This window comes from Pseudomonas promysalinigenes, assembly GCF_014269025.2.
In the GTDB taxonomy this organism is placed as follows: domain Bacteria; phylum Pseudomonadota; class Gammaproteobacteria; order Pseudomonadales; family Pseudomonadaceae; genus Aquipseudomonas; species Aquipseudomonas promysalinigenes.
The window spans coordinates 2,032,859-2,052,906 of the sequence record NZ_CP077094.1 but is presented as its reverse complement, the minus strand read 5'-3'; the positions used below and the strand labels follow the sequence as shown (position 1 = coordinate 2,052,906).

Below are 20,048 nucleotides of genomic sequence, written 5' to 3'. Positions count from 1 at the left end.
GACGATGAAGATCCTGACCTGCCCCTTGAACGGCCCGCGCAACATCAGCGAGTTCACCTATGGCGGCGAGTACAAGGCGATGCCTGACCCTGCAAGCTGCACCGATGGGCAATGGGCCGACTACGTATTCAACAGCGACAACCTGGCCGGCGTGGTCGTGGAATGGTGGCTGCACAATGCCTCCAGCTACTGGTTCCTGGCCGAACGCCACACCGTCACCGACCAGGTGCTGCGCACCTTCGATCCGCAAACGCTGTTCGACCGCCGCGTCGACTTCGCCCCTGTCGTTACCCCGGAGATCACCGGATGAACAACCACACTCGCCTCCCCGCGCCCATGGGCCTGTTGATCGACCGCAACTTGCCCCTGCGTTTTGAATTCGACGGCCAGCCATATCAAGGGTTTGCCGGTGACACCATTGCCAGCGCGCTGTTGGGCAACGGCCGCTGGCTACTGTCACGTTCGTTCAAATATCACCGCCCCCGCGGTCCACTGAGCATGGCCGGCCAAGATGCCAACACCCTCGTGCAGCTCCCCGATGAGCCTAATGTGCTGGCCGACATGCAGGCCGCCGAAGACGGCCTGGTGGTTGCCGGGCAGAACTTCAACGCAAGCCTGGAGCACGATCGCGACGCTTACCTGGGCAAGTTTTCGCGCTTCATGCCGGTGGGCTTCTACTACCGCTCGTTCTACAAGCCCAAAGGGATGTGGAAGGTCTGGGAGCCTTTGATTCGCAAGAAAGCTGGGCTGGGCGTGCTGAATCTGGGGTTCAAGCCGCAGTACTACGACAAGGCCTATCTATTCGTCGATGTCGCCGTCATCGGGGCCGGCCCGGCCGGCCTGCGCGCGGCCCTGGATGCCGCCAATGGCGGGGCCAAGGTGTTGCTGATCGAGCAACAGCCGGTGCTAGGGGGCTCGCTGACCTACGCCCGCTTCGACATCGCCGGCACCCGCGCCGCCACCGTGCGCCATGAACTGCTGGCCGCCGTGCAGGGGCACTCGAATATTGAAGTGCTGTGCGAGGCCACCTGCAATGGCTGGTTTACCGACCACTACTTGCCGGTCATCCGCCACAAGCGCCTGTACAAAGTACGGGCCAAGCGTTGCGTCGTGGCAGCCGGGTCCTTCGACCAGCCCGTGGTGTTTCGCAACAACGACCTGCCTGGGGTGATGCTGACCAGTGCCGCACAACGGCTGATGAAGCTCTATGCCGTCAAGCCCGGGCAGCGTGCAGTGGTCCTCACCGGTCACGATGACGGCTACCTGGCTGCACTCGATTTGCAGGAACAAGGGGTGGCCGTCGCCGCCGTGGTCGACATGCGCGCCGCACCCGCGGACCCAGCGCTGGGCAGCGAGCTCAAACGCCGGGACATTCCCTTGCACCTGGGCAGCACCGTCTATGAGGCGCTGCACGCATCAGGCATGCGCCACGTCACCGGCGTAGACATTCGCCCGATCACAGGCCAAGGCAAGGTGGGCGAGCACGGCTTGCGCGTGGCCTGCGACCTGCTGTGCATGTCCGCCGGCTACATGCCGGTGTATCAGCTGCTGTGCCAGGCCGGCGGCAAGCTGGCCTACGACGTGGAGCGTGACGAGTTCACCATCAGCCAGCTGCCCGAAGGTTTGGATATCGCTGGATCGGTGAACGGCCACCACCACCTGGCCAATGTGCTCACCGACGCCGCGCGCAGCGCCGGGCAGGCGCTTGCGGCACTGGGGCTGCAAACTGCGACACAGCCGGCCTATGTGGCCGAAGCCAAAGTCAATTTCCCCTGGCCTATTTTCCCGCACCCCAAGGGCAAGGACTTCGTCGATTTCGACGAAGACCTGCAGGTGCGCGATATCGTCAATGCAAACCGCAGCGGCTACCGCGACGTGCAGTTGGTCAAGCGCTTCTCCACCGTTGGCATGGGCCCGTCCCAGGGCCGTCACTCGGCACTGCCCACCGCACGCCTGGTGGCACAGGCCACTGGCCGAAGCATCAGTGAAACCGGGGTGACCACCGCCAGGCCGCCGTTCCAGGCAGAGAAGCTGGCACACGTGGCTGGCCGCGCGTTCGACCCGTACCGGCAGACACCGATGCACCGTCGGCATCTGCAGGCGGGCGCGAACATGATGCCCGCCGGCATCTGGCAGCGCCCGGCCTACTACGGCAAGGCACAAGACCGCGAACGCTGCATGCAGGAAGAGGCCCGCCATGTGCGCGAAAAGGTCGGCCTGATCGATGTGTCGACCCTCGGCGGTCTAGACGTGCGCGGCCCGGATGCCGCCGAGTTGCTAGAGCGCCTGTACACCTTCGGTTTCGCCAAGCTGGCGATCGGTCGCACCCGTTATGCACTGATGACCAATGAGCAGGGCGTGGTGATCGATGATGGGGTCTGTGCGCGCCTGGCCGAGCAGCACTTCTATGTCACGGCCACCACCAGTGGCGTCGACCGTATCTACCAGCAGATGCTCAAATGGAACGCGCAGTGGCGCCTTGATGTGGATATCACCAACGTCACTGCCGCACTGGCTGCTGTGAACCTGGCTGGGCCGCTGTCGCGCCAGGTGCTGGCAAAAGTGTGCACTGATGTCGACCTGTCGGCCCAAGCATTCCCGTACCTGGGCGTGCGAACTGGCACAGTGGCGGGCATCACTGCGCGCATTCTGCGGGTCGGCTTCGTAGGTGAATTGGGTTATGAGTTACACGTGCCGGCACGCCACGCCGAGCGCCTTTGGGACGCCCTGATGCTAGCAGGCAGTGAGCTGGGCATCCGCCCCTTCGGCGTCGAAACCCAGCGCCTGTTGCGCCTTGAAAAAGGCCACGTAATCATCGGCCAGGATACCGACGGCATGACCCACCCGGCGGAAATCGACATGCAGTGGGCCATCGGGCGCAAGAAGCCCTTCTTCGTCGGCAAGCGCTCGATCCAGATCCTTGAAGCGCAGCCACTCAAGCGTAAGCTGGTCGGCTTCACCTTGCCCAAGGGTAGCCCGCAGCCCTTGGAAGGCCACCTGGTACTGGACGGCCCCGACATCAGCGGCAACGTCACCTCCTGCGAGTATTCCCAGACCCTTGGGCAGATTATCGGCCTGGCCTACGCCGGAGCCCATCAGGCGACGCCGGGCATGCGCATCCCGATCCGCGTGGAAGGCGCACTGATGGTCAATGCCACAGTGGTGCAACTGCCCTTCCACGATCCCGACAACCTGCGCCAGGAACTCTGACCCATGACCAGCTTGAACACTGAAGCTTTGAAGGTGCCCAGCCGCTCTGCCGAGCTGTTGAACACCTGTGCCCTGGCCGACCTGACCGAGCTGGCGCGCGTTGGGTTGCGCGGCGCGGACAGCGCGGCATACCTGCAAGCCCATGGCTACGACTTGCCTGCGCGGCCCAACCTGGCACTGCGCCAGGGCGATGGCAGTTGGGTAGCGCGCCTGTCTGCCAGCGAGTACCTGTTGCTGGGCAGCATGGCCGACCAGGGCGCGCGCGTCGCTGCCCTTGAGCAGGCCTGGCAGCAGGATGCCAGGCGCGACTACCTGCTGCCACGCCAAGACAGCCATGCCTGGCTGCAGCTGACGGGGGTACACTGCAGCGCCGTGATGGCCAAGTTGTGCGGGGTCGACCTGCGTTTGCAGGCATTTGCGTTCGGTGCCGTGGCGCAGACTTCGGCGGCGCGAATCAATGTGATCGTGGTGAATGTCGGCAGTGCTGAACGGCAAGCAATCCAATTGCTGTTCGACCGGCCGTCACTGGCGTATTTCCAGGAGGCGATACTCGATGCCATGGGTGAGTTCGATGGCGGGTGGGTCGGTTTGGATGAACTGATGCTTTAGCCTGCGCTGTCCGCTCCGCGGTATCACAGGTGTGTCAGCCGCTCGCGCAAAAAGCGCACAAACCCCTGCACCGGCCGCGCCACCTGCCGGTGCTGTGGATACACCGCCGACAGCTGTAATGCCGGCGGTACCCACTCATCCAGCACGGTCACCAAGCGCCCGTCCGCCAGCGCCTGCCCGACGATGAAGGTCGGCAAATAGGTGACCCCCATCCCGGCAATTGCCGCATCCCTGAGCAATTCGCCGTTATTTGCTCGCATCCGGCCGGTCACCTGCAGCGTTAGCGCTTTGCCGGCGTTGCAGAACTGCCACTGCACCTGCCGCGAGTGCCCATAGGGCAGACAATCATGTTCGGCAAGCGCCTGCGGCTTGGTCGGCACACCACGTACTTCAAGGTACGCCGGGCTGGCACAGTACACCCGCTGCACCGCGGCAATGCGCTGGGCGATCAGGCTGGAGTCCTCCAGCGCGCCAATGCGCAGCGCCAAGTCATAGCCCTCGCCAATCAGATCCACCGGGCGATCGCTTAGGTCCACCTCGACATCCACCTGCCCATGCACCTGCAGAAACTCGGTCAGCACGCAGCCCAGATGCGCCATGGCGAACGACAGTGGCGCACTCAGGCGCAAGGTGCCGCGCAAGGCCTGGGCCTGGCCGCTGATGTCGTGCTCCACCTGCTGCACCTCCCCCAGCAGGCGCAGCGCCGACTGGTAGTAGTGCTGGCCCAGGGGCGTGGCGTCCAGGCGTCGGGTCGAGCGGTTGAGCAGGCGCACGCCAAGGCGCTCTTCGAGCTGCATCAAACGGCGGCTGACCGATTGCTTGGACATGCCCAGGCGCTCGGCGGCGGCGGTGAAACTGCCGGCTTCCATGATTTGGGCAAAAATGCGCATGTCTTCGTAGGGGTTCATTGTCTCGCTCTAGGTGACAGTCAAACGCTTTATAGCGGCTTTTTCCTACAGGCGCATCTCCTTAATCTACGTGCAGGCCGCGGCGATCGACATCCGAGGCCAGGCAGACGTCCATTACCAACACATGCACGAAAAGGATTCGCTGATGAACATTGTCCATAAGACCCTTACCGCTTCACTCCTCGCCCTGTCCGTGTCCAGCGCATTCGCTGCCGGCAGCCCCGGTGTCGAGCAGCACACCCAGGCCTTCCTCGAAGCTCTGGAGCGAGGTGGCGGCAAGCCGCTGGAACAGCTCAGCCCCAAAGACGCCCGCGCCGTGCTAACAAGTGCCCAGGCATCGGTGAAGGTCGATCTGTCCGGCATCGAGGTCAAGGAACACGTCATCCAGGCCAGCGGCCAGTCGATCACGCTGCAGGTGGTACGCCCGGCCAACGTCAAGGGTGAACTGCCGGTGTTCATGTTCTTCCACGGCGGCGGCTGGGTGCTGGGCGACTTCCCGACCCACCAGCGGCTGATCCGCGACCTGGTGGTCGGCTCTGGCGCGGTGGCGGTCTATGTGGACTACACCCCATCACCTGAGGCGCATTACCCCACGGCGATCAACCAAGCCTATGCCGCGACCCAGTGGGTGGCCGAGCACGGCAACGAAATCGGCGTCGACGGCAAGCGCTTGGCCGTGGCCGGCAACAGCGTCGGCGGCAACATGGCGGCAGTGGTAGCGCTCAAAGCCAAAGAAGCCGGCACACCGGCACTGCGCTTCCAACTGCTGCTGTGGCCAGTTACCGATGCCAGCTTCGAGACTGCTTCATACAAGCAGTTCGCCGAGGGGCACTTCCTGACCACCGGGATGATGAAGTGGTTCTGGGACAACTACACCACCGACCCTAAGGCCCGGGAGCAGATCTACGCTTCGCCGCTTCGTGCCAGTAGCGAGCAGCTCAAAGGCCTACCACCGGCCCTGGTACAAACCGCCGAGTTCGACGTATTGCGTGATGAGGGTGAAGCTTATGCTCGCAAACTGGATGCGGCCGGTGTGACGGTAACGTCGGTGCGCTACAACGGAATGATCCATGACTACGGCCTGCTGAACCCGCTGAGCCAGGTACCAGCGGTCAAAACGGCCATGCGCCAGGCTGCCAACGAGCTGAAGGTGCATTTGCAATAACCTCAGCGAATGTCCGCCCAAGCATTGCGTAGACAACAGCGGCCTTAGGCCGGGCCTCATTGTCCGGTTCAAGGCCAAGCTGGCATTACCTCAAGGCTCGAAACCCTCGACGATGATCACCTCAGCCTTCGCCACCCCCTGCCGATGGCTGCACGCCTCCTGGTACAGCGCAGACCGGTAGCACGCCACCGCCTGCTCATACGAATCGAACTCGATCACCACGCTACGCTGTGGAGTGGGCCGCCCCTCCATCGCCTCGCTGCGCCCGCCGCGAGCCAGGAAGCGGCCGCCGTAGGCCTTGAAGGCAGCGGGAGCGCGCTGGGTGTACTGCTGGTATTGCTCGGGGTCGGTGACGTCGACGTGGGCGATCCAATAAGCCTTCATCCGCTACTCTCCAGTTCCAAAGATATCTGTGTATGATGGTATACCATAATAATCACTCCGCCACAGTGAGCGTGCAACATGGCATTCAACACCATTGAAGAACTTCTAGAAGACTACCGGCAAGGCAAGATGGTCCTACTGGTGGACGACGAGGATCGAGAAAACGAAGGCGACCTGCTGATCGCCGCCGAGCGCTGTGACGCCCAGGCAATCAATTTCATGGCCCGCCAGGCGCGCGGGCTGATTTGCCTGACACTGACCGACGAACACTGTCAACGCCTTGGGCTGGAGCAAATGGTACCGGCCAACGGTAGCGTATTCAGCACTGCTTTCACCGTGTCCATTGAGGCCGCCACCGGCGTCACCACAGGCATATCCGCCGCAGACCGGGCGCGCACCGTGGCTGCCGCCATGGCATCCAACGCGCGCCCAGAAGACCTGGTACAGCCTGGTCACATCTTCCCCCTGCGCGCCCGAGAAGGTGGCGTGCTGACCCGGGCCGGGCACACCGAAGCCGGTTGCGACCTGGCGCGCCTGGCCGGTTTCGCCCCGGCGTCGGTGATTGTCGAGGTGCTGAACGATGACGGGACCATGGCCCGGCGCCCGGACCTGGAAGTGTTCGCGGCGCAACACGGCATCAAGATCGGCACCATCGCCGACCTGATCCACTACCGCCTGAGCACCGAGCAGACCATCAAGCGTATCGGTGAGCGTGAACTGCCGACCGTCCACGGTACGTTCCGCCTGGTGACCTACGAGGACCGTATCGAGGGTGGCGTGCACATGGCCATGGTGATGGGCGACATCCGCCGCGAACAGCCAACCCTGGTGCGTGTACATGTGATTGACCCGCTGCGTGACCTGGTCGGCGCCGAATATGCCGGCCCTGCTAACTGGACGTTGTGGGCAGCGCTGCAGAAGGTGGCCGAAGAAGGCGCTGGCGTTGTGGTGATCCTGGCCAATCATGAGTCTTCCCAGGCCCTGCTCGAACGTGTCCCCCAGCTGACCCAACCGGTGCGGCCTTATCAGCGGGGGCAGACCAAGGTTTATTCGGAGGTCGGTACCGGCGCGCAGATTCTTCAGGACCTGGGCGTAGGCAAGCTGCGCCATCTTGGCCCGCCACTGAAATACGCGGGGCTTGCCGGTTACGAGTTGGAGGTGGTGCAGAGCATTCCCTTCGAGCCAGGGCTGGTGGGCTGACAACGTCAGGGCAAGTGAGGTGCCCAGGGCTAGTGGAAGCGGGTTCAACCGCGAATGCGAGGCTGTAACGACCGACGCTTTCGCGGGTGAACCCGATCACATTCGGATCACCCTGGCCATGAAAACCGCGCCAGCCCGTCGGACCAGCTTTGTCCGGGACAACTGGGCTCAGGCCGTTAAGGCCCGTTTTCTCAACGGGTCATCGGCATCTACCATAGCGCGCAGTGATGGCCGGTCGCCTCATACCTCTTGCCAAAAGTTTGGAATACCATAATATGATATCCCGTAGACCTTGAATCTGCAGGCCGGCACCTACAATCACAATCGGCCCTAAGACACTTTGTAATAGCTGCTCCCCGAACACTGTTGGCGGGCGCACCAAAAGCCCCGCCTCGAATAACAAAAGCAACGAGGGCGTAACCATGCTGTTGAGCAAACGTGTAACCGCAGTGCTGTCCGCCAGCCTGCTGACCCTGGCATGTCAGGCCACCCAGGCCGCTGACAGCCTTAATTTCGTCAGCTGGGGCGGTACCACCCAGGACGCCCAGAAAGAAGCATGGGCTGTGCCTTTCAGCAAAAGCACCAACATCAAGGTGGTGCAGGACGGCCCTACCGACTACGGCAAGCTCAAAGCCATGGTCGAAAGCGGCAACGTGCAATGGGACGTCGTCGATGTGGAAGCCGACTTCGCCCTGCGTGCCGCCAGCGAAGGCTTGCTCGAACCTCTGGACTTCACCCAAATCAAACGCGACAGAATCGACCCTCGGTTCGTTTCCGACCATGGCGTGGGCTCGTTCTTCTTCTCTTTCGTGCTCGGCTACAACGAGGGCAAGCTGGGCGCCAACAAGCCGGTCGACTGGACCGCGCTGTTCGACACCAAGACCTACCCTGGCAAACGCGCCCTGTACAAATGGCCAAGCCCTGGCGTGCTGGAACTGGCACTGCTGGCCGACGGCGTAGCTGCCAAAGACCTTTACCCACTGGACCTGGACCGCGCGTTCAAGAAACTCGACACCATCAAGAAAGACATCGTCTGGTGGGGCGGTGGTGCTCAATCCCAGCAACTGCTGGCCTCCGGTGAAGCGTCCCTCGGCCAGTTCTGGAACGGCCGCGTCTATGCCTTGCAGCAGGACGGGGCGCCAGTGGGCGTAAGCTGGAAGCAGAACCTGGTCATGGCCGACTTCCTGGTCGTACCCAAAGGCGCGAAGAACAAAGATGCGGCCATGAAGTTCCTGGCCAACGCCAGCAGCGCCGAGGGCCAAGCCGCCTTCGCCAACAAGACCGCCTATGCGCCGGTGAACCTTGACAGCGTGGCCAAGCTGGACAAAGACCTCGCTGCGAACCTGCCGACCGCCTATGCACAGGATCAAGTCACCCTGGACTTTGCTTACTGGGCGAAGAATGGCCAGGCCATTGCAGCCCGTTGGAATGAGTGGCTGGTCAAATGAAAGTCGCCATCAACGCCCTGCACAACGCGCAAGGTGCCCCAACGGGCACCGGCGCCCCGGGAACGGCCCCGCGCCGCGCCAGCCTGAGCCAGCGCTGGAAAGGCAGCCGCAACCTGCTGCCGGCCCTGCTGTTCCTGGGCCTGTTCTTCTTCGCGCCGCTGGTCGGCCTGTTGCTGCGCGGGGTGCTGGAGCCCACGCCAGGGCTGGGTAATTACGAGCAGTTGTTCGCCAACTCGGCCTATGCAAGGGTGCTGTTCAACACTTTTTCGGTCGCCGGTGTGGTTACGCTGATCAGCGTGCTGCTGGGCTTCCCGCTGGCCTGGGCAATCACCCTGGTGCCCAAGGGCTGGGGCCGTTGGCTGTTGAACATCGTGCTGCTGTCGATGTGGACCAGCTTGCTGGCACGCACATACTCGTGGCTGGTGTTGCTGCAAAGCTCGGGCGTGATCAACAAGGCGTTGATGGCAATGGGCATCATCGATACCCCGCTGGAAATGGTGCACAACCTGACCGGTGTGGTGATCGGCATGAGCTACATCATGATTCCATTCATCGTGCTACCGCTGCAGGCGACCATGCACGCCATCGATCCGATGGTACTGCAAGCCGGCTCGATCTGCGGGGCAAGCCCATGGACCAATTTCTGGAAGGTGTTCCTGCCATTGTGCCGCTCGGGTTTGTTCTCCGGCGCACTCATGGTGTTCGTGATGTCGCTTGGTTACTACGTTACCCCTGCACTGCTTGGGGGAGCGCAGAACATGATGTTGCCTGAATTTATCATTCAGCAGGTGCAGTCATTCCTCAACTGGGGCCTGGCCAGCGCCGCCGCGGCACTGCTGGTGGTCATCACCTTGGTGCTCTTCTACCTGTACCTGAAGCTGCAGCCGGAATCCCCGGTTGGCAACGCGAGGTAAACCGCCATGCTTCTGTCTCCCAATGCCATGGGCCGCCCACTGCGCACGGGCCTGTACCTGACCACCGGGGTCATCGCGGCGTTTCTGCTGCTGCCGGTGGTGTTCATCGTGCTGCTGTCGTTCGGTTCTTCCCAATGGCTGGTGTTCCCGCCGCCGGGCTGGACGTTCAAATGGTATGGCCAGTTCTTCTCCAACCCGGAGTGGATGGACGCCGCCCTGGCCAGCTTCAAGGTTGCCGTACTGACCACTGTCGCCGCCGTTCTGCTCGGTCTGCCCACCGCCTTCGCCCTGGTGCGTGGGCGCTTCCCTGGCCGCGAGATGCTCTACGGTCTGTTCACCATGCCGATGATCGTGCCGCTGGTGATCATCGCGGTGGCGGTCTACGCATTGTTCCTGAAACTGGGCTACACCGGGACGCTGTTCGCCTTCGTGGTCAGCCATGTGATCGTTGCCTTGCCCTTCACCATCATTTCGATCATCAACTCGCTGAAGCTGTTCGACCAGTCCATCGAAGATGCGGCGGTGATCTGCGGTGCCTCGCGCCTGCAGGCTATCTCCAAGGTCACCTTCCCGGCGATTCGCCCCGGCATGATTGCTGGCGGGCTGTTCGCCTTCCTGGTGTCGTGGGATGAAGTGGTGCTGAGCGTGATGATGGCCAGCCCCGACCTGCAGACCTTGCCGGTAAAAATGTGGACCACCCTGCGCCAGGACCTGAGCCCGGTGATCGCCGTGGCCTCCACGCTGTTGATCGGCCTGTCGCTGCTGGTCATGTTCATTGCCGCCGCGTTGCGCCGGCGCACCGAAGCCAACGCCTGAGTGCGGAGACAACAACAATGAGTGCAGTCATTCAAGACAAGGCCCAAAGCAAGACCCTGGTCAGCCTGCGCGGCCTGAACAAGCACTACGGCGACTTCACCGCCGTGGACAACCTCGACCTGGAGATCCAGGACGGCGAATTCCTGACCTTCCTCGGCTCCAGTGGCTCTGGCAAATCGACCACGCTGTCGATGCTGGCTGGCTTCGAAACGCCGAGCAGCGGCGAGATCCTGGTCGATGGCCAGTCGCTGGTGAACGTGCCGCCGCACAAGCGCGACATTGGCATGGTGTTTCAGCGTTACTCGCTGTTTCCACACTTGAACGTGCGTGACAACATCGGTTTCCCATTGGCGATCCGCAAGCTAAGCGCCACAGAAACCACCAAGCGCGTCGATGCCATGCTCAAGTTGGTGCAACTGGAGCCATTCGCCCACCGCAAGCCATCGCAGATGTCCGGTGGCCAGCAGCAACGTGTGGCCATTGCTCGGGCGCTGGTCTACGAGCCGCGTATTCTGCTGATGGACGAGCCGCTCGGCGCGCTGGACAAAAAACTGCGCGAAGACTTGCAGGACGAACTGCGCCAGTTGCACCGCAGGCTGGGTATCACCATCGTCTACGTGACCCACGACCAGGAAGAAGCCATGCGCCTGTCCCAGCGCATCGCCATTTTCAGCCATGGCAAGATCGTGGGCCTGGGCACGGGTTATGACCTTTATCAGAACCCTCCAAATGCCTTCGTTGCATCGTTCCTGGGTAACTCGAACTTCCTGCGGATCAAGGCCAGCGCAAATGGTGCCGGCACTTTCGAAGGCCAGCCCGTGGCGATTCGCCTGACCCCAGGCCTGGCCGCTGGGCAGGAAGCGTTGATCATGGTACGCCCGGAAAAGGCCCTGGCCCTGACCGCCGAACAGGCCGCCCGCGAACCATTGCCAGCGGGGTGGAACGAGGTAAGTGCCAAGGTCGGTGAAGTGCTGTTTCTGGGCGAAAGCCAAACCTGTCATGTATCGACCACAGGTGGCACGGAGCTTACGGTCAAGGCCCTGTCGGCTGCAGGAATGCCCATGCAACCGGGTGATACGGTAAAAGTCCGCTGGGCAGTGGCCGATGCTTGCATCTACACCGACTGGGCCGAAAGTGACCTGAGCAAATCGGCCGGCGCGCACTGAACGGGGTGAGTGCCAACCGGGCCATCAGCGATGGCCAACGGGGCTGATTGGCTGTCACTTATCGGTCACGCCGCTGTCGTAATCTGCCGGGCAACCCGATGCCATAAGGTCGCCCGGCATGTTTCGCCCGTTTCTCCTGCTACTTGCCCTACTGCCGCTGCCAGCTTTGGCTGAAACGGCGTACCTGCGCGTGCAAGGCTCCAACACCATTGGCGCGGCGTTGTTGCCGGCCCTGGTACAGGGCCAGTTGCGCGCGCAACAGGCAACAGCCATTGAGCAGTCTCCCGGTGGTGCGGCGAACGAGACCATGATTACTGCGCGCGATGCCCATGGCCAGGCCCTGCGCATCGATATTGCCGCGCACGGCACCGCTACAGGCTTTGCCGCGCTTGCCCAAGGGGACGCCGACCTGGCAGCGGCCTCTCGCCCCATCAGCAATGCCGAGGTGCGCCAGCTCAAGGCTTTGGGTGACCTGCGCTCGGCCAGTGCCGAACAAATCATCGGTCTGGACGGCGTGGCAGTGATCGTTCACCCCGACAACCCGTTGCCGCAGCTGAGCACCGATCAACTCGCACAGATCTTTTCCGGGCAGATCCAGCGCTGGGAACAACTGGGTGTGGCCGGTGGCGGCATCCACCTCTATGCGCGGGATGACCGCTCGGGCACCTATGAAACCTTCAAGGCGCTGGTACTGGAGCCCGCGCATGTCGAGCTGGCCAGCCAGGCGCAACGTTTCGAGGCCAGCGATGAACTGACCGCGCGGGTCAGCGCCGACCGCCAGGCCATCGGGTTCAGCAGCCTGGCAGCTGTGCATAGGGCCAAGGTGCTGGCAGTTGCCGAGAGCAACGCTCCCGCTGTATTGCCTGATCGCCAGCAGGTGGCGAGTGAGGACTACCCGCTGACGCGGCGCCTGTATTTCTACCTGCCGGCCAATGCCAAGCCTCAGGCCCGGGCACTGGCTGACTTCGCCCAGAGCCCGGCCGGTCAGGCCATCGTCGCCGCCCAGGGCTTCGTTTCGCAGCAAGTGGTTGCGCAACCGGTGCCGGCGCAGGTCGGTATGCCGCCGCGCTATCGCACCCTCTCTAAGCAAGCGCAACGGCTGAGCGTGAATTTCCGCTTCCAGGAGGGCAGCGCCAGCCTCGACAACAAAGCGCTACGTGATGTCATGCGGGTCACCGAGTATTTGCGTCAGGCGGGCAAACTGCAAAACAAGGCTGTGTTGGTCGGCTTTGGCGACCCTAAGGACACCCCAGGCCGTGCAGCGCTACTGTCGCGCCTGCGCGCCCAGGCCGTACGCCGGGAATTGGCGCGCGAAGGCGTAGAAGTGCTGGAGGTGACCGGTATGGGCGATGAATTGCCGGTTGCCGACAACCGCAGAGCACAAGGCCGATTGCGCAACCGTCGAGTCGAAGTCTGGGTCTACTGACAGGCAAAGAAATGTAACAGCAAAACCTTCGGCACCACTGGCAAATGGGTTTAGGCTCAAGCTCATGTGATACCGGGCCCCTCTGACGGCTGCCAAGCCGTGATGTCGGATCACTGTTGCGCACTGCAAACGGCAACGACGACTAGCCAGGAGGGGCTCATGACAGCTCTGCAAACGTTCCTCACTACACCCTTTCTAGGCACCAGCACCTGGTTGTGGCTGGTATTCATGGCCATCGTGATTGGTTTGCTGGTGCTCGACCTTGGTGTGTTGCATCGCCAGGAGCGCGAAATCGAAATGCGCGAAAGCCTGTTGCTTTACTCAGGCTATTTCAGTGTGGGCGTATTGTTCGGCCTGTGGGTCTGGCATCAACTGGGCGCACAGTCGGCGCTGGAGTTTTATACCGGCTTCCTGGTGGAGCAATCGCTGTCGATGGACAACGTGTTCGTCATGGCCATGATTTTTGGTTTCTTCGCCATCCCCCGCCGCTACCAGCACCGGGTACTGTTCTGGGGCATTCTCGGGGTGGTGATCCTGCGTGCGATCATGATCGGGGTGGGTGCGGCACTGGTGCAGAATTTTGCCTGGGTGCTCTACATTTTTGGCGCCTTCTTGCTGTTCACCGGGGTGAAGATGGCGTTTTCCAAAGAGGACAGCCACCCGGACCTTGCCAATAACCCGGTCTTGAAGTTCGTCCGCCGGCACATGCGGGTAACGGATCAACTCCACGGCTCGCACTTCTTCGTGCGCCTGACCCCGCCTGGGGAGAACAAGGCCCTGCGTTACGCAACACCGTTGTTTCTGGCCCTGGTCCTGATCGAATTGGCCGACCTGGTGTTCGCGGTGGACAGCGTGCCAGCGATATTTGCAATCACCCAAGATCCCTTCATCGTCTACACCTCGAACATCTTCGCCATCCTCGGTTTGCGGTCGCTGTACTTCGCGCTGTCGGCGTTGATGCACCGGTTCGTCTATCTCAAATATGCACTGGCGTTGGTTCTGATCTTCATAGGCTGCAAGATTTTCTACCATGGGCTGGTCGGCAAGGTGCCTGCGCTGCTGTCGTTGGGGGTCACGTTCGCGCTGTTGCTGGGCGGGGTGGTGGTTTCGCTGATTAAAACGCGAGGGGAAAAGTCGGTGTCGAGCGAGAGCGCAGCAGAGCCGCCGCAGATTGAGGCGCAGAACTCGCAGAAGTAAAGATAGGGCCCGCTGTTGCGGGCCTGAAGCCGTAGCTACAGAGCTCTCCTACAGCATGAGGTGAATGTCCTGGCTTTATAGCCTAGTCGGGCTTGACCAGCATAGTTACTCCCAATGAAGGAGTACTCCATGCAGCAGCTTCCTGAAAATCGCCCAGGATAGATGGTCGACTTCAAAACCCAGTGACCTAAACGTCCAACGTTCGAATCGAGCTCTGACTAGTCTGCGCTTCGCAACATGTGTGCGGGCACGTACTTGCCGATTTCGTACTTGCCGATCGCAGCACGGTGCACCTCATCCGGGCCATCTGCCAGGCGCAGGGTACGTTGCATGGCATACATGTAGGCCAGCGGGAAATCGCCGCTCACACCAGCCCCACCGTGCATCTGGATCGCCCGGTCGATAACCTTCAACGCAACATTCGGCGCCACCACCTTGATCTGGGCGATTTCGCTGCGTGCCACCTTGTTACCGACGGTGTCCATCATGTAGGCCGCCTTCAGGGTCAGCAGCCGGGCCATGTCGATTTCCATGCGCGAGTCGGCGATCTTGTCGATGTTGCCACCCAGGCGCGCCAGGGGCCGGCCAAATGCGGTGCGCTGCACTGAACGCTTGCACATCAGCTCCAAAGCCCGCTCGGCCATGCCGATCGAACGCATGCAATGGTGAATACGGCCGGGGCCAAGGCGGCCTTGGGCGATCTCGAAGCCCCGGCCCTCGCCAAGTAGTACGTTTTCATAAGGTACGCGCACGTTCTCGAAAAGCACTTCGGCATGGCCATGCGGCGCGTCGTCGTAGCCGAATACTGGCAAGGGGCGAATGATCTTCACGCCAGGCGCGTCGGTGGGCACCAATACCATCGAGTGCTGCTGATGGCGTGGCCCATCAGGGTTCGAAAGGCCCATGAAAATCATGACCTTGCAGCGCGGGTCGCAGGCGCCGGAGGTCCACCATTTGCGACCATTGATGACCCACTCATCGCCGTCGCGCACCGCCGTCGCCGCCATATTGGTCGCGTCCGAGGAGGCCACGTCCGGTTCGGTCATGGCAAATGCCGAACGGATTTCCCCTTGCAGCAGAGGCTCCAGCCACTGACGCTTCTGTGCTTCGCTGCCATAGCGCACCAACACCTCCATGTTGCCGGTATCAGGCGCCGAGCAGTTGAATGGCTCCGGCCCCAAAAGCGAGCGGCCCATGATTTCGGCCAACGGGGCATACTCCAGATTGCTCAGGCCAGCGCCATACTCCGACTCTGGCAAGAACAGGTTCCATAAGCCCTCGGCTCGGGCCTTGACCTTGAGCTGCTCCATGATCGCGGTGGGTTGCCAGCGGTCGCCCTCGGCAACCTGACGCTCGAACACCGCTTCTGCGGGGTAGACATGGGCCTCCATGAAGGCGCTGACGCGCTCTCGCAGTGCCTGGACCTTGGGCGAATAGGCGAAATCCATCAGGGGGATACCTTCACGGTTCGAAAGACATGGGCACAGCCTAGAGCAGCGGGGTTCGATTTACCTAGTCTATTTTCAGCGTGTATAAACATTCATAACCGATATATGATCGGCCGATAATTCCAACAAAGAGCGGCGCCATGAACCTCAGCAAGGTCGACCTCAACCTGTTCATCGTCTTCGACGCGATCTACACCGAAGCCAACCTCACCCGTGCCGGCCAGATCGTTGGCATCACCCAGCCGGCGGTGTCCAACGCCCTGTCGCGGCTGCGCGAAACCTTCAACGACCCGCTGTTCGTGCGTACCGCACAAGGCATGGTGCCTACGCCCATGGCCCAGAACATCATTGGCCCAGTGCGCAATGCCCTGGCACTGTTGCGCACGTCGGTTCAGGAAAGCCGCACCTTCAATCCGCAACAAGCGAGCAAGACCTTCCGCATCAGCATGACCGACCTCACCGAAGCAGTGATTTTGCCGCCGCTGTTCCAGCGCTTGCGCCGCCTGGCGCCAGCGGTGCTGATCGAAAGCTTTCTGTGCAAGCGTCGCGAAACCACCAAAGAATTGGCCGCCGGGCGGCTGGATTTCGCCATCGATGCACCGCTGAACACCGATCCTCAGGTGCGCCACGTCAAGCTGATGCAGGACCGCTATGTCTGTGCCCTGCGTCAAGGCCACCCATTGGCCGACGCCAAACTCACACTCGACAACTACTTGAGCATGACCCATATCCATATCTCCAGCCGCCGCAATGGCCTGGGTTACGTCGACCTGGCACTGGGCAAAATGGGTGTGCAACGCAAAGTGGCACTGCGCTCTCAGCACTATCTGATGGCGTCGCAGGTGTTGCAGCAGACCGATATGGCAATGACCGTTCCGGAACGCTTCGCGCGCCGGCATCAGTTGCGTTTCCAGCCACTGCCGGTTGACGTGCCCGCTCTTGAAACTCACCTGTACTGGCACGAAAGCACCGATCAGGACCCGGCCAATCGCTGGATGCGCGAGCAAATCATCGAACTCTGCGAGCGCGTTGTGGCCGAGGAAGAGCGTGCAGTGGAGCCCGTATGAAACAGCTGGGCGTTGCTCAAGCAATGGCCAGGCCTCGGGAATTTTAATTCCACAAAGTTGTAACTATAGAGGAAAATATTCTCCAAAAATGCGGGCAATGCAGCACTAAAAGCAAATTTATTCCGCCCTTGCGCGGTAGGCTTGATGCATCGATAGCCGCTCTCAAGCCAACCCTGCACGGACCCGCCCTATGCCCAATGCCCCTCTATATTTCGACTACGCCGCCACCACCCCGGTCGATGACCGGGTCATCGAGACCATGCTCACATGCCTGGGCCGCCAGGTTAACTTCGGTAACCCTGCATCCAGTGGCCATGCCTACGGCCACGCGGCGCGGGAGGTGGTCGAGCAGGCTCGCAGGCAAGTGGCCGACCGGGTCGGCGCATTGGCCGACGACATCGTCTGGACATCAGGTGCCACCGAGTCCAACAACCTGGCACTCAAAGGCATCGCCCAGGGTATGACTGAGCCTGGGCACCTGGTCACCAGCCTGATGGAACACAAGGCCGTGCTCGATACAGTCAATGAACTTGAGCGTCAGGGCTGGGCCGTCACGCGACTGGCCCCGGACGCCGACGGTTTGATTCAGCCGTACGCCGTCCAGGCGGCCATGCGCGCCGATACGCGTCTGGTATCACTGATGGCGGTGAACAATGAACTGGGTACCGTCACCGATTTCGCCGCCATTGGCGAGCGAGTGCGCGCCGGTGGCGCTCTGCTGCATGTGGATGCGGCTCAGGCCGTGGGCAAATTGGCTATCGACCTGCAGGCCATGGCGGTGGACCTGATGTCTTTTTCGGCGCACAAAGTCTATGGCCCCAAAGGTATTGGCGCGCTCTATGTTGGCCCCCGCGCCCGCTCTCAGATGCGTGCGCAGATCCACGGCGGTGGGCATGAACAAGGTCTCAGGTCCGGCACCCTGCCAACTCATCAAATCGTTGGCATGGGCAGCGCCTTCGCCCTGGCCGGTGAGCCGGGTGACAATGAGCATCGGCGTATCGAGCAGTTGGCCAGCCGCCTGCGTAGCGGGTTGCTAGCTGTGCCGGGTATCAGCCTCAACGGCTGCGCTGCGCAACGTGTCCCGCACACCTTGAATGTCTGCATCCAAGTCAATGGCTTCAACACCATGGCTTTGGCCAATGAACTGGCGTTGTCGACCACCTCGGCCTGCAACTCGGCCAGCAACGCCGCCTCCCATGTGCTGTTGGCACTGGGGTTGGACGAAGCCCAAGCGCGCAAGAGCGTGCGTCTGAGTATTGGGCGTTTTACCACCGAGCCCGAGGTGGACGCAGCTATCGCGGTGTTCAGGCGAGCGGCGACGGCAGCGACCGCCGCGTTGTGGTAGCAGGCCCTGAGCACGCAGAGTGAGCGCCGCACGCGCGGCGCTCGATTGCATAGCTGTGCAAGACGGGCGAAGAGCGTACAGGCTTACAGGAAGGTAAAGACAGTCGATGCCGGCAACCGCGACTTACCGAGGCCCGCATTGAAATCCGCTTCGCTACGGTACCCCAGGCTCAGGAGCACGACACTGGTAAAACCGCGCTCACGCAGGCCAAGCTCTGCATCCAGCGCCTTGCTGTCGAACCCTTCGATCGGCGTTGCGTCCAGGCCATGGGCGGCAGCGCCGAGCAACGCGGTACCGAGCGCAAGGTAGGTTTGTTTCTCCATCCAGTGCTGCAAGTCTTTCTGGTCGAAACGGTGCAGGTCCACATAGCCACGACGGCTCTGGTTCTGCCCTGCCCGCGCCTGCTCATCGCGGAAACGACCATCGGTCTGTTCCTGGTCGAGCACTTGGTTCAAGTGCGCCTCGGTCATGTCGGTACGGGTGCAGAAGACGATCACGTGGGAGGCATCACGGATTTTCGGCGAGTTATAGGCAAACCGCGCATCGGTGGCCTTGGCCAGACGGTCTTTACCTTCAGTGCTGTCTGCAACGATGAAATGCCATGGCTGCGAATTGACCGAGGATGGGCTGTGACGCAGTTGCTCAAGCAAGGCGTCGACCGTGGCTTGAGGGATCCTGCGGGCGGCATCGTACGCTTTGGTTGTATAGCGGCGCTTGGCCAGAGAGACGGTATCCATGGTGCAACTCCAGTGTAGGAAACGGGATATGCAGCGCATCTTATCTTTCCTGCGCATAATGAAAACCGGCAAAATGCAGCAACACTTTCACATAGGCAGTGAAAATGCTCCGCCTCTACGACCTCGAACTGTTCGTGCGCAGCAGTGCGCTGGGCAGTTTCACCGCTGCGGCCCATGAAGCCGACCTGCTTCCGGGCCAAGTGGCAGCTGCGATCAAGCGCCTGGAGCGCGACCTGGATGTACGCCTGTTCGCCCGCACTACCCGTAGCCTGCGCCTGACCGCCGAGGGCGAGTTGTACCTACCCACTGCCCAGCGGGTGCTGGATACATTGCGCCAGGGCCATGAGCAGCTCCATGGCAGCCACAGCACCTTGCGCGGAGTTTTGCAGGTCTCGGCGCCCTCGGACATCGGGCGCAATCTTTTGCTGCCTTGGCTCAGTGCGTTTCGCCGCCAACACCCGGCTTTGAATTTACGCTTCTTCCTGTCCGATCAGATGGCCGACTTCAGCCGCGACCCGGTAGACATCGCGATTCGCTACGGCCTCAACCAAGACGCCAACTACATCGCCCTGCCACTGGCGCCCTGGAACCGCCGAGTGCTCGTGGCAGCACCCGCCTACCTGGCCCGCCACGGTCGCCCCCGCACGCCGGACGAATTGCTCCAACACGACTGCCTGCTGTACTTGCAACACAACCGCGTGTTCGACAAGTGGCAACTGGGCAATCGCACCATACAGGTACGCGGGCCGCTGGTCAGCGACGACGCCGACGTGGTCAGGCGTTGGGCGTTGGAAGGCGAAGGTATCGTCTACAAATCCTGGCTGGACGTCAGCGCCAATATCGCCGCCGGCGAGCTGGAAGTTCTGCTGCCAGACCATCAGGGCGAAGCCACGCCGGTCACGCTGGTTTGCCCGCACCGCAAGCAGCTGTCCCCTGCAGTGACGCAATTGCACGGTTGGTTGCAAGAGCGCTTTGCGGCGCTCAAGCCTGCTGAGCAGGCTGAATGAC

Annotated in this window: 18 protein-coding genes; 14 read left to right on the top strand and 4 right to left on the bottom strand. The window is 61.8% G+C overall.

Features of this window, described 5'->3' with window-relative positions; genetic code table 11:
- Positions 1-4 precede the first annotated feature (4 nt).
- From HU725_RS09350 to HU725_RS09340, 3 genes are read left to right on the top strand one after another with little or no spacing between them, the layout of a single operon-like run.
- Positions 5-310: a sarcosine oxidase subunit delta gene (locus HU725_RS09350; protein ID WP_186476988.1), complete on the top strand. Its 306-nt coding sequence runs from the start codon at positions 5-7 to the stop codon at positions 308-310.
- Positions 307-3,210, top strand: coding sequence for a 2Fe-2S iron-sulfur cluster-binding protein (locus tag HU725_RS09345; protein WP_186476987.1), 2,904 nt, complete (start codon positions 307-309; stop codon positions 3,208-3,210). Before HU725_RS09350 ends, HU725_RS09345 begins: the two co-directional genes overlap by 4 nt.
- A 3-nt stretch (positions 3,211-3,213) precedes the next feature.
- Positions 3,214-3,819: an aminomethyltransferase family protein gene (locus tag HU725_RS09340; protein ID WP_186476986.1), complete on the top strand. Its 606-nt coding sequence runs from the start codon at positions 3,214-3,216 to the stop codon at positions 3,817-3,819.
- A gap of 23 nt (positions 3,820-3,842) precedes the next feature.
- Here HU725_RS09340 and HU725_RS09335 read toward each other — a convergent pair whose 3' ends face one another.
- Positions 3,843-4,727, bottom strand: a complete 885-nt coding sequence (locus tag HU725_RS09335; RefSeq protein WP_186476985.1) for a LysR family transcriptional regulator — start codon at positions 4,725-4,727, stop codon at positions 3,843-3,845.
- A gap of 145 nt (positions 4,728-4,872) precedes the next feature.
- On the opposite strand from HU725_RS09335, the gene HU725_RS09330 reads away from it, so the two are divergent.
- Positions 4,873-5,892 (top strand): alpha/beta hydrolase, encoded by a 1,020-nt coding sequence (locus HU725_RS09330; protein WP_186476984.1) that lies wholly within the window; start codon positions 4,873-4,875, stop codon positions 5,890-5,892.
- 90 nt (positions 5,893-5,982) lie between these two features.
- Here HU725_RS09330 and HU725_RS09325 read toward each other — a convergent pair whose 3' ends face one another.
- Positions 5,983-6,276 (bottom strand): DUF1330 domain-containing protein, encoded by a 294-nt coding sequence (locus HU725_RS09325; RefSeq protein ID WP_060479148.1) that lies wholly within the window; start codon positions 6,274-6,276, stop codon positions 5,983-5,985.
- Positions 6,277-6,354: 78 nt separating this feature from the next.
- Between HU725_RS09325 and ribBA the strand changes: the two genes are divergently transcribed.
- From ribBA to HU725_RS09290, 7 genes are all read left to right on the top strand, one after another.
- On the top strand, positions 6,355-7,476 hold the full coding sequence (gene ribBA / locus HU725_RS09320) for a bifunctional 3,4-dihydroxy-2-butanone-4-phosphate synthase/GTP cyclohydrolase II (RefSeq protein WP_060479149.1): 1,122 nt from the start codon (positions 6,355-6,357) through the stop codon (positions 7,474-7,476).
- Positions 7,477-7,898: 422 nt separating this feature from the next.
- Positions 7,899-8,924, top strand: a complete 1,026-nt coding sequence (locus HU725_RS09315; protein WP_186476983.1) for a polyamine ABC transporter substrate-binding protein — start codon at positions 7,899-7,901, stop codon at positions 8,922-8,924.
- On the top strand, positions 8,921-9,838 hold the full coding sequence (locus tag HU725_RS09310; protein ID WP_060479151.1) for an ABC transporter permease: 918 nt from the start codon (positions 8,921-8,923) through the stop codon (positions 9,836-9,838). Before HU725_RS09315 ends, HU725_RS09310 begins: the two co-directional genes overlap by 4 nt.
- Positions 9,839-9,844: 6 nt before the next feature.
- Positions 9,845-10,654 (top strand): ABC transporter permease, encoded by an 810-nt coding sequence (locus HU725_RS09305; protein ID WP_186476982.1) that lies wholly within the window; start codon positions 9,845-9,847, stop codon positions 10,652-10,654.
- A 17-nt stretch (positions 10,655-10,671) separates the two neighbouring features.
- Positions 10,672-11,820 (top strand): ABC transporter ATP-binding protein, encoded by a 1,149-nt coding sequence (locus tag HU725_RS09300; RefSeq protein ID WP_060479153.1) that lies wholly within the window; start codon positions 10,672-10,674, stop codon positions 11,818-11,820.
- A gap of 118 nt (positions 11,821-11,938) precedes the next feature.
- Positions 11,939-13,246, top strand: a complete 1,308-nt coding sequence (locus HU725_RS09295; protein WP_186476981.1) for a substrate-binding domain-containing protein — start codon at positions 11,939-11,941, stop codon at positions 13,244-13,246.
- 159 nt (positions 13,247-13,405) lie between these two features.
- Positions 13,406-14,443, top strand: a complete 1,038-nt coding sequence (locus tag HU725_RS09290) for a TerC family protein (protein WP_060479155.1) — start codon at positions 13,406-13,408, stop codon at positions 14,441-14,443.
- A 218-nt stretch (positions 14,444-14,661) separates the two neighbouring features.
- Here HU725_RS09290 and HU725_RS09285 read toward each other — a convergent pair whose 3' ends face one another.
- Positions 14,662-15,891, bottom strand: a complete 1,230-nt coding sequence (locus tag HU725_RS09285) for an acyl-CoA dehydrogenase (protein WP_186476980.1) — start codon at positions 15,889-15,891, stop codon at positions 14,662-14,664.
- 140 nt (positions 15,892-16,031) lie between these two features.
- Between HU725_RS09285 and HU725_RS09280 the strand changes: the two genes are divergently transcribed.
- Both HU725_RS09280 and HU725_RS09275 read left to right on the top strand, forming a co-directional pair.
- Complete coding sequence (locus HU725_RS09280; protein ID WP_186476979.1) at positions 16,032-16,958, top strand: LysR family transcriptional regulator; 927 nt, start codon at positions 16,032-16,034, stop codon at positions 16,956-16,958.
- 190 nt (positions 16,959-17,148) lie between these two features.
- Positions 17,149-18,303: a cysteine desulfurase family protein gene (locus tag HU725_RS09275; RefSeq protein WP_186476978.1), complete on the top strand. Its 1,155-nt coding sequence runs from the start codon at positions 17,149-17,151 to the stop codon at positions 18,301-18,303.
- Between the two features lie 83 nt (positions 18,304-18,386).
- On the opposite strand, the gene nfsB is transcribed toward HU725_RS09275, so the two are convergent.
- A complete protein-coding gene (gene nfsB / locus HU725_RS09270; RefSeq protein WP_186476977.1) occupies positions 18,387-19,040 on the bottom strand; it encodes an oxygen-insensitive NAD(P)H nitroreductase in 654 nt (217 codons plus the stop codon).
- A gap of 104 nt (positions 19,041-19,144) precedes the next feature.
- Between nfsB and HU725_RS09265 the strand changes: the two genes are divergently transcribed.
- Entirely contained in the window at positions 19,145-20,047 is a 903-nt protein-coding gene (locus HU725_RS09265; protein ID WP_186476976.1) for a LysR family transcriptional regulator, read from the top strand.
- Position 20,048 lies beyond the last annotated feature (1 nt).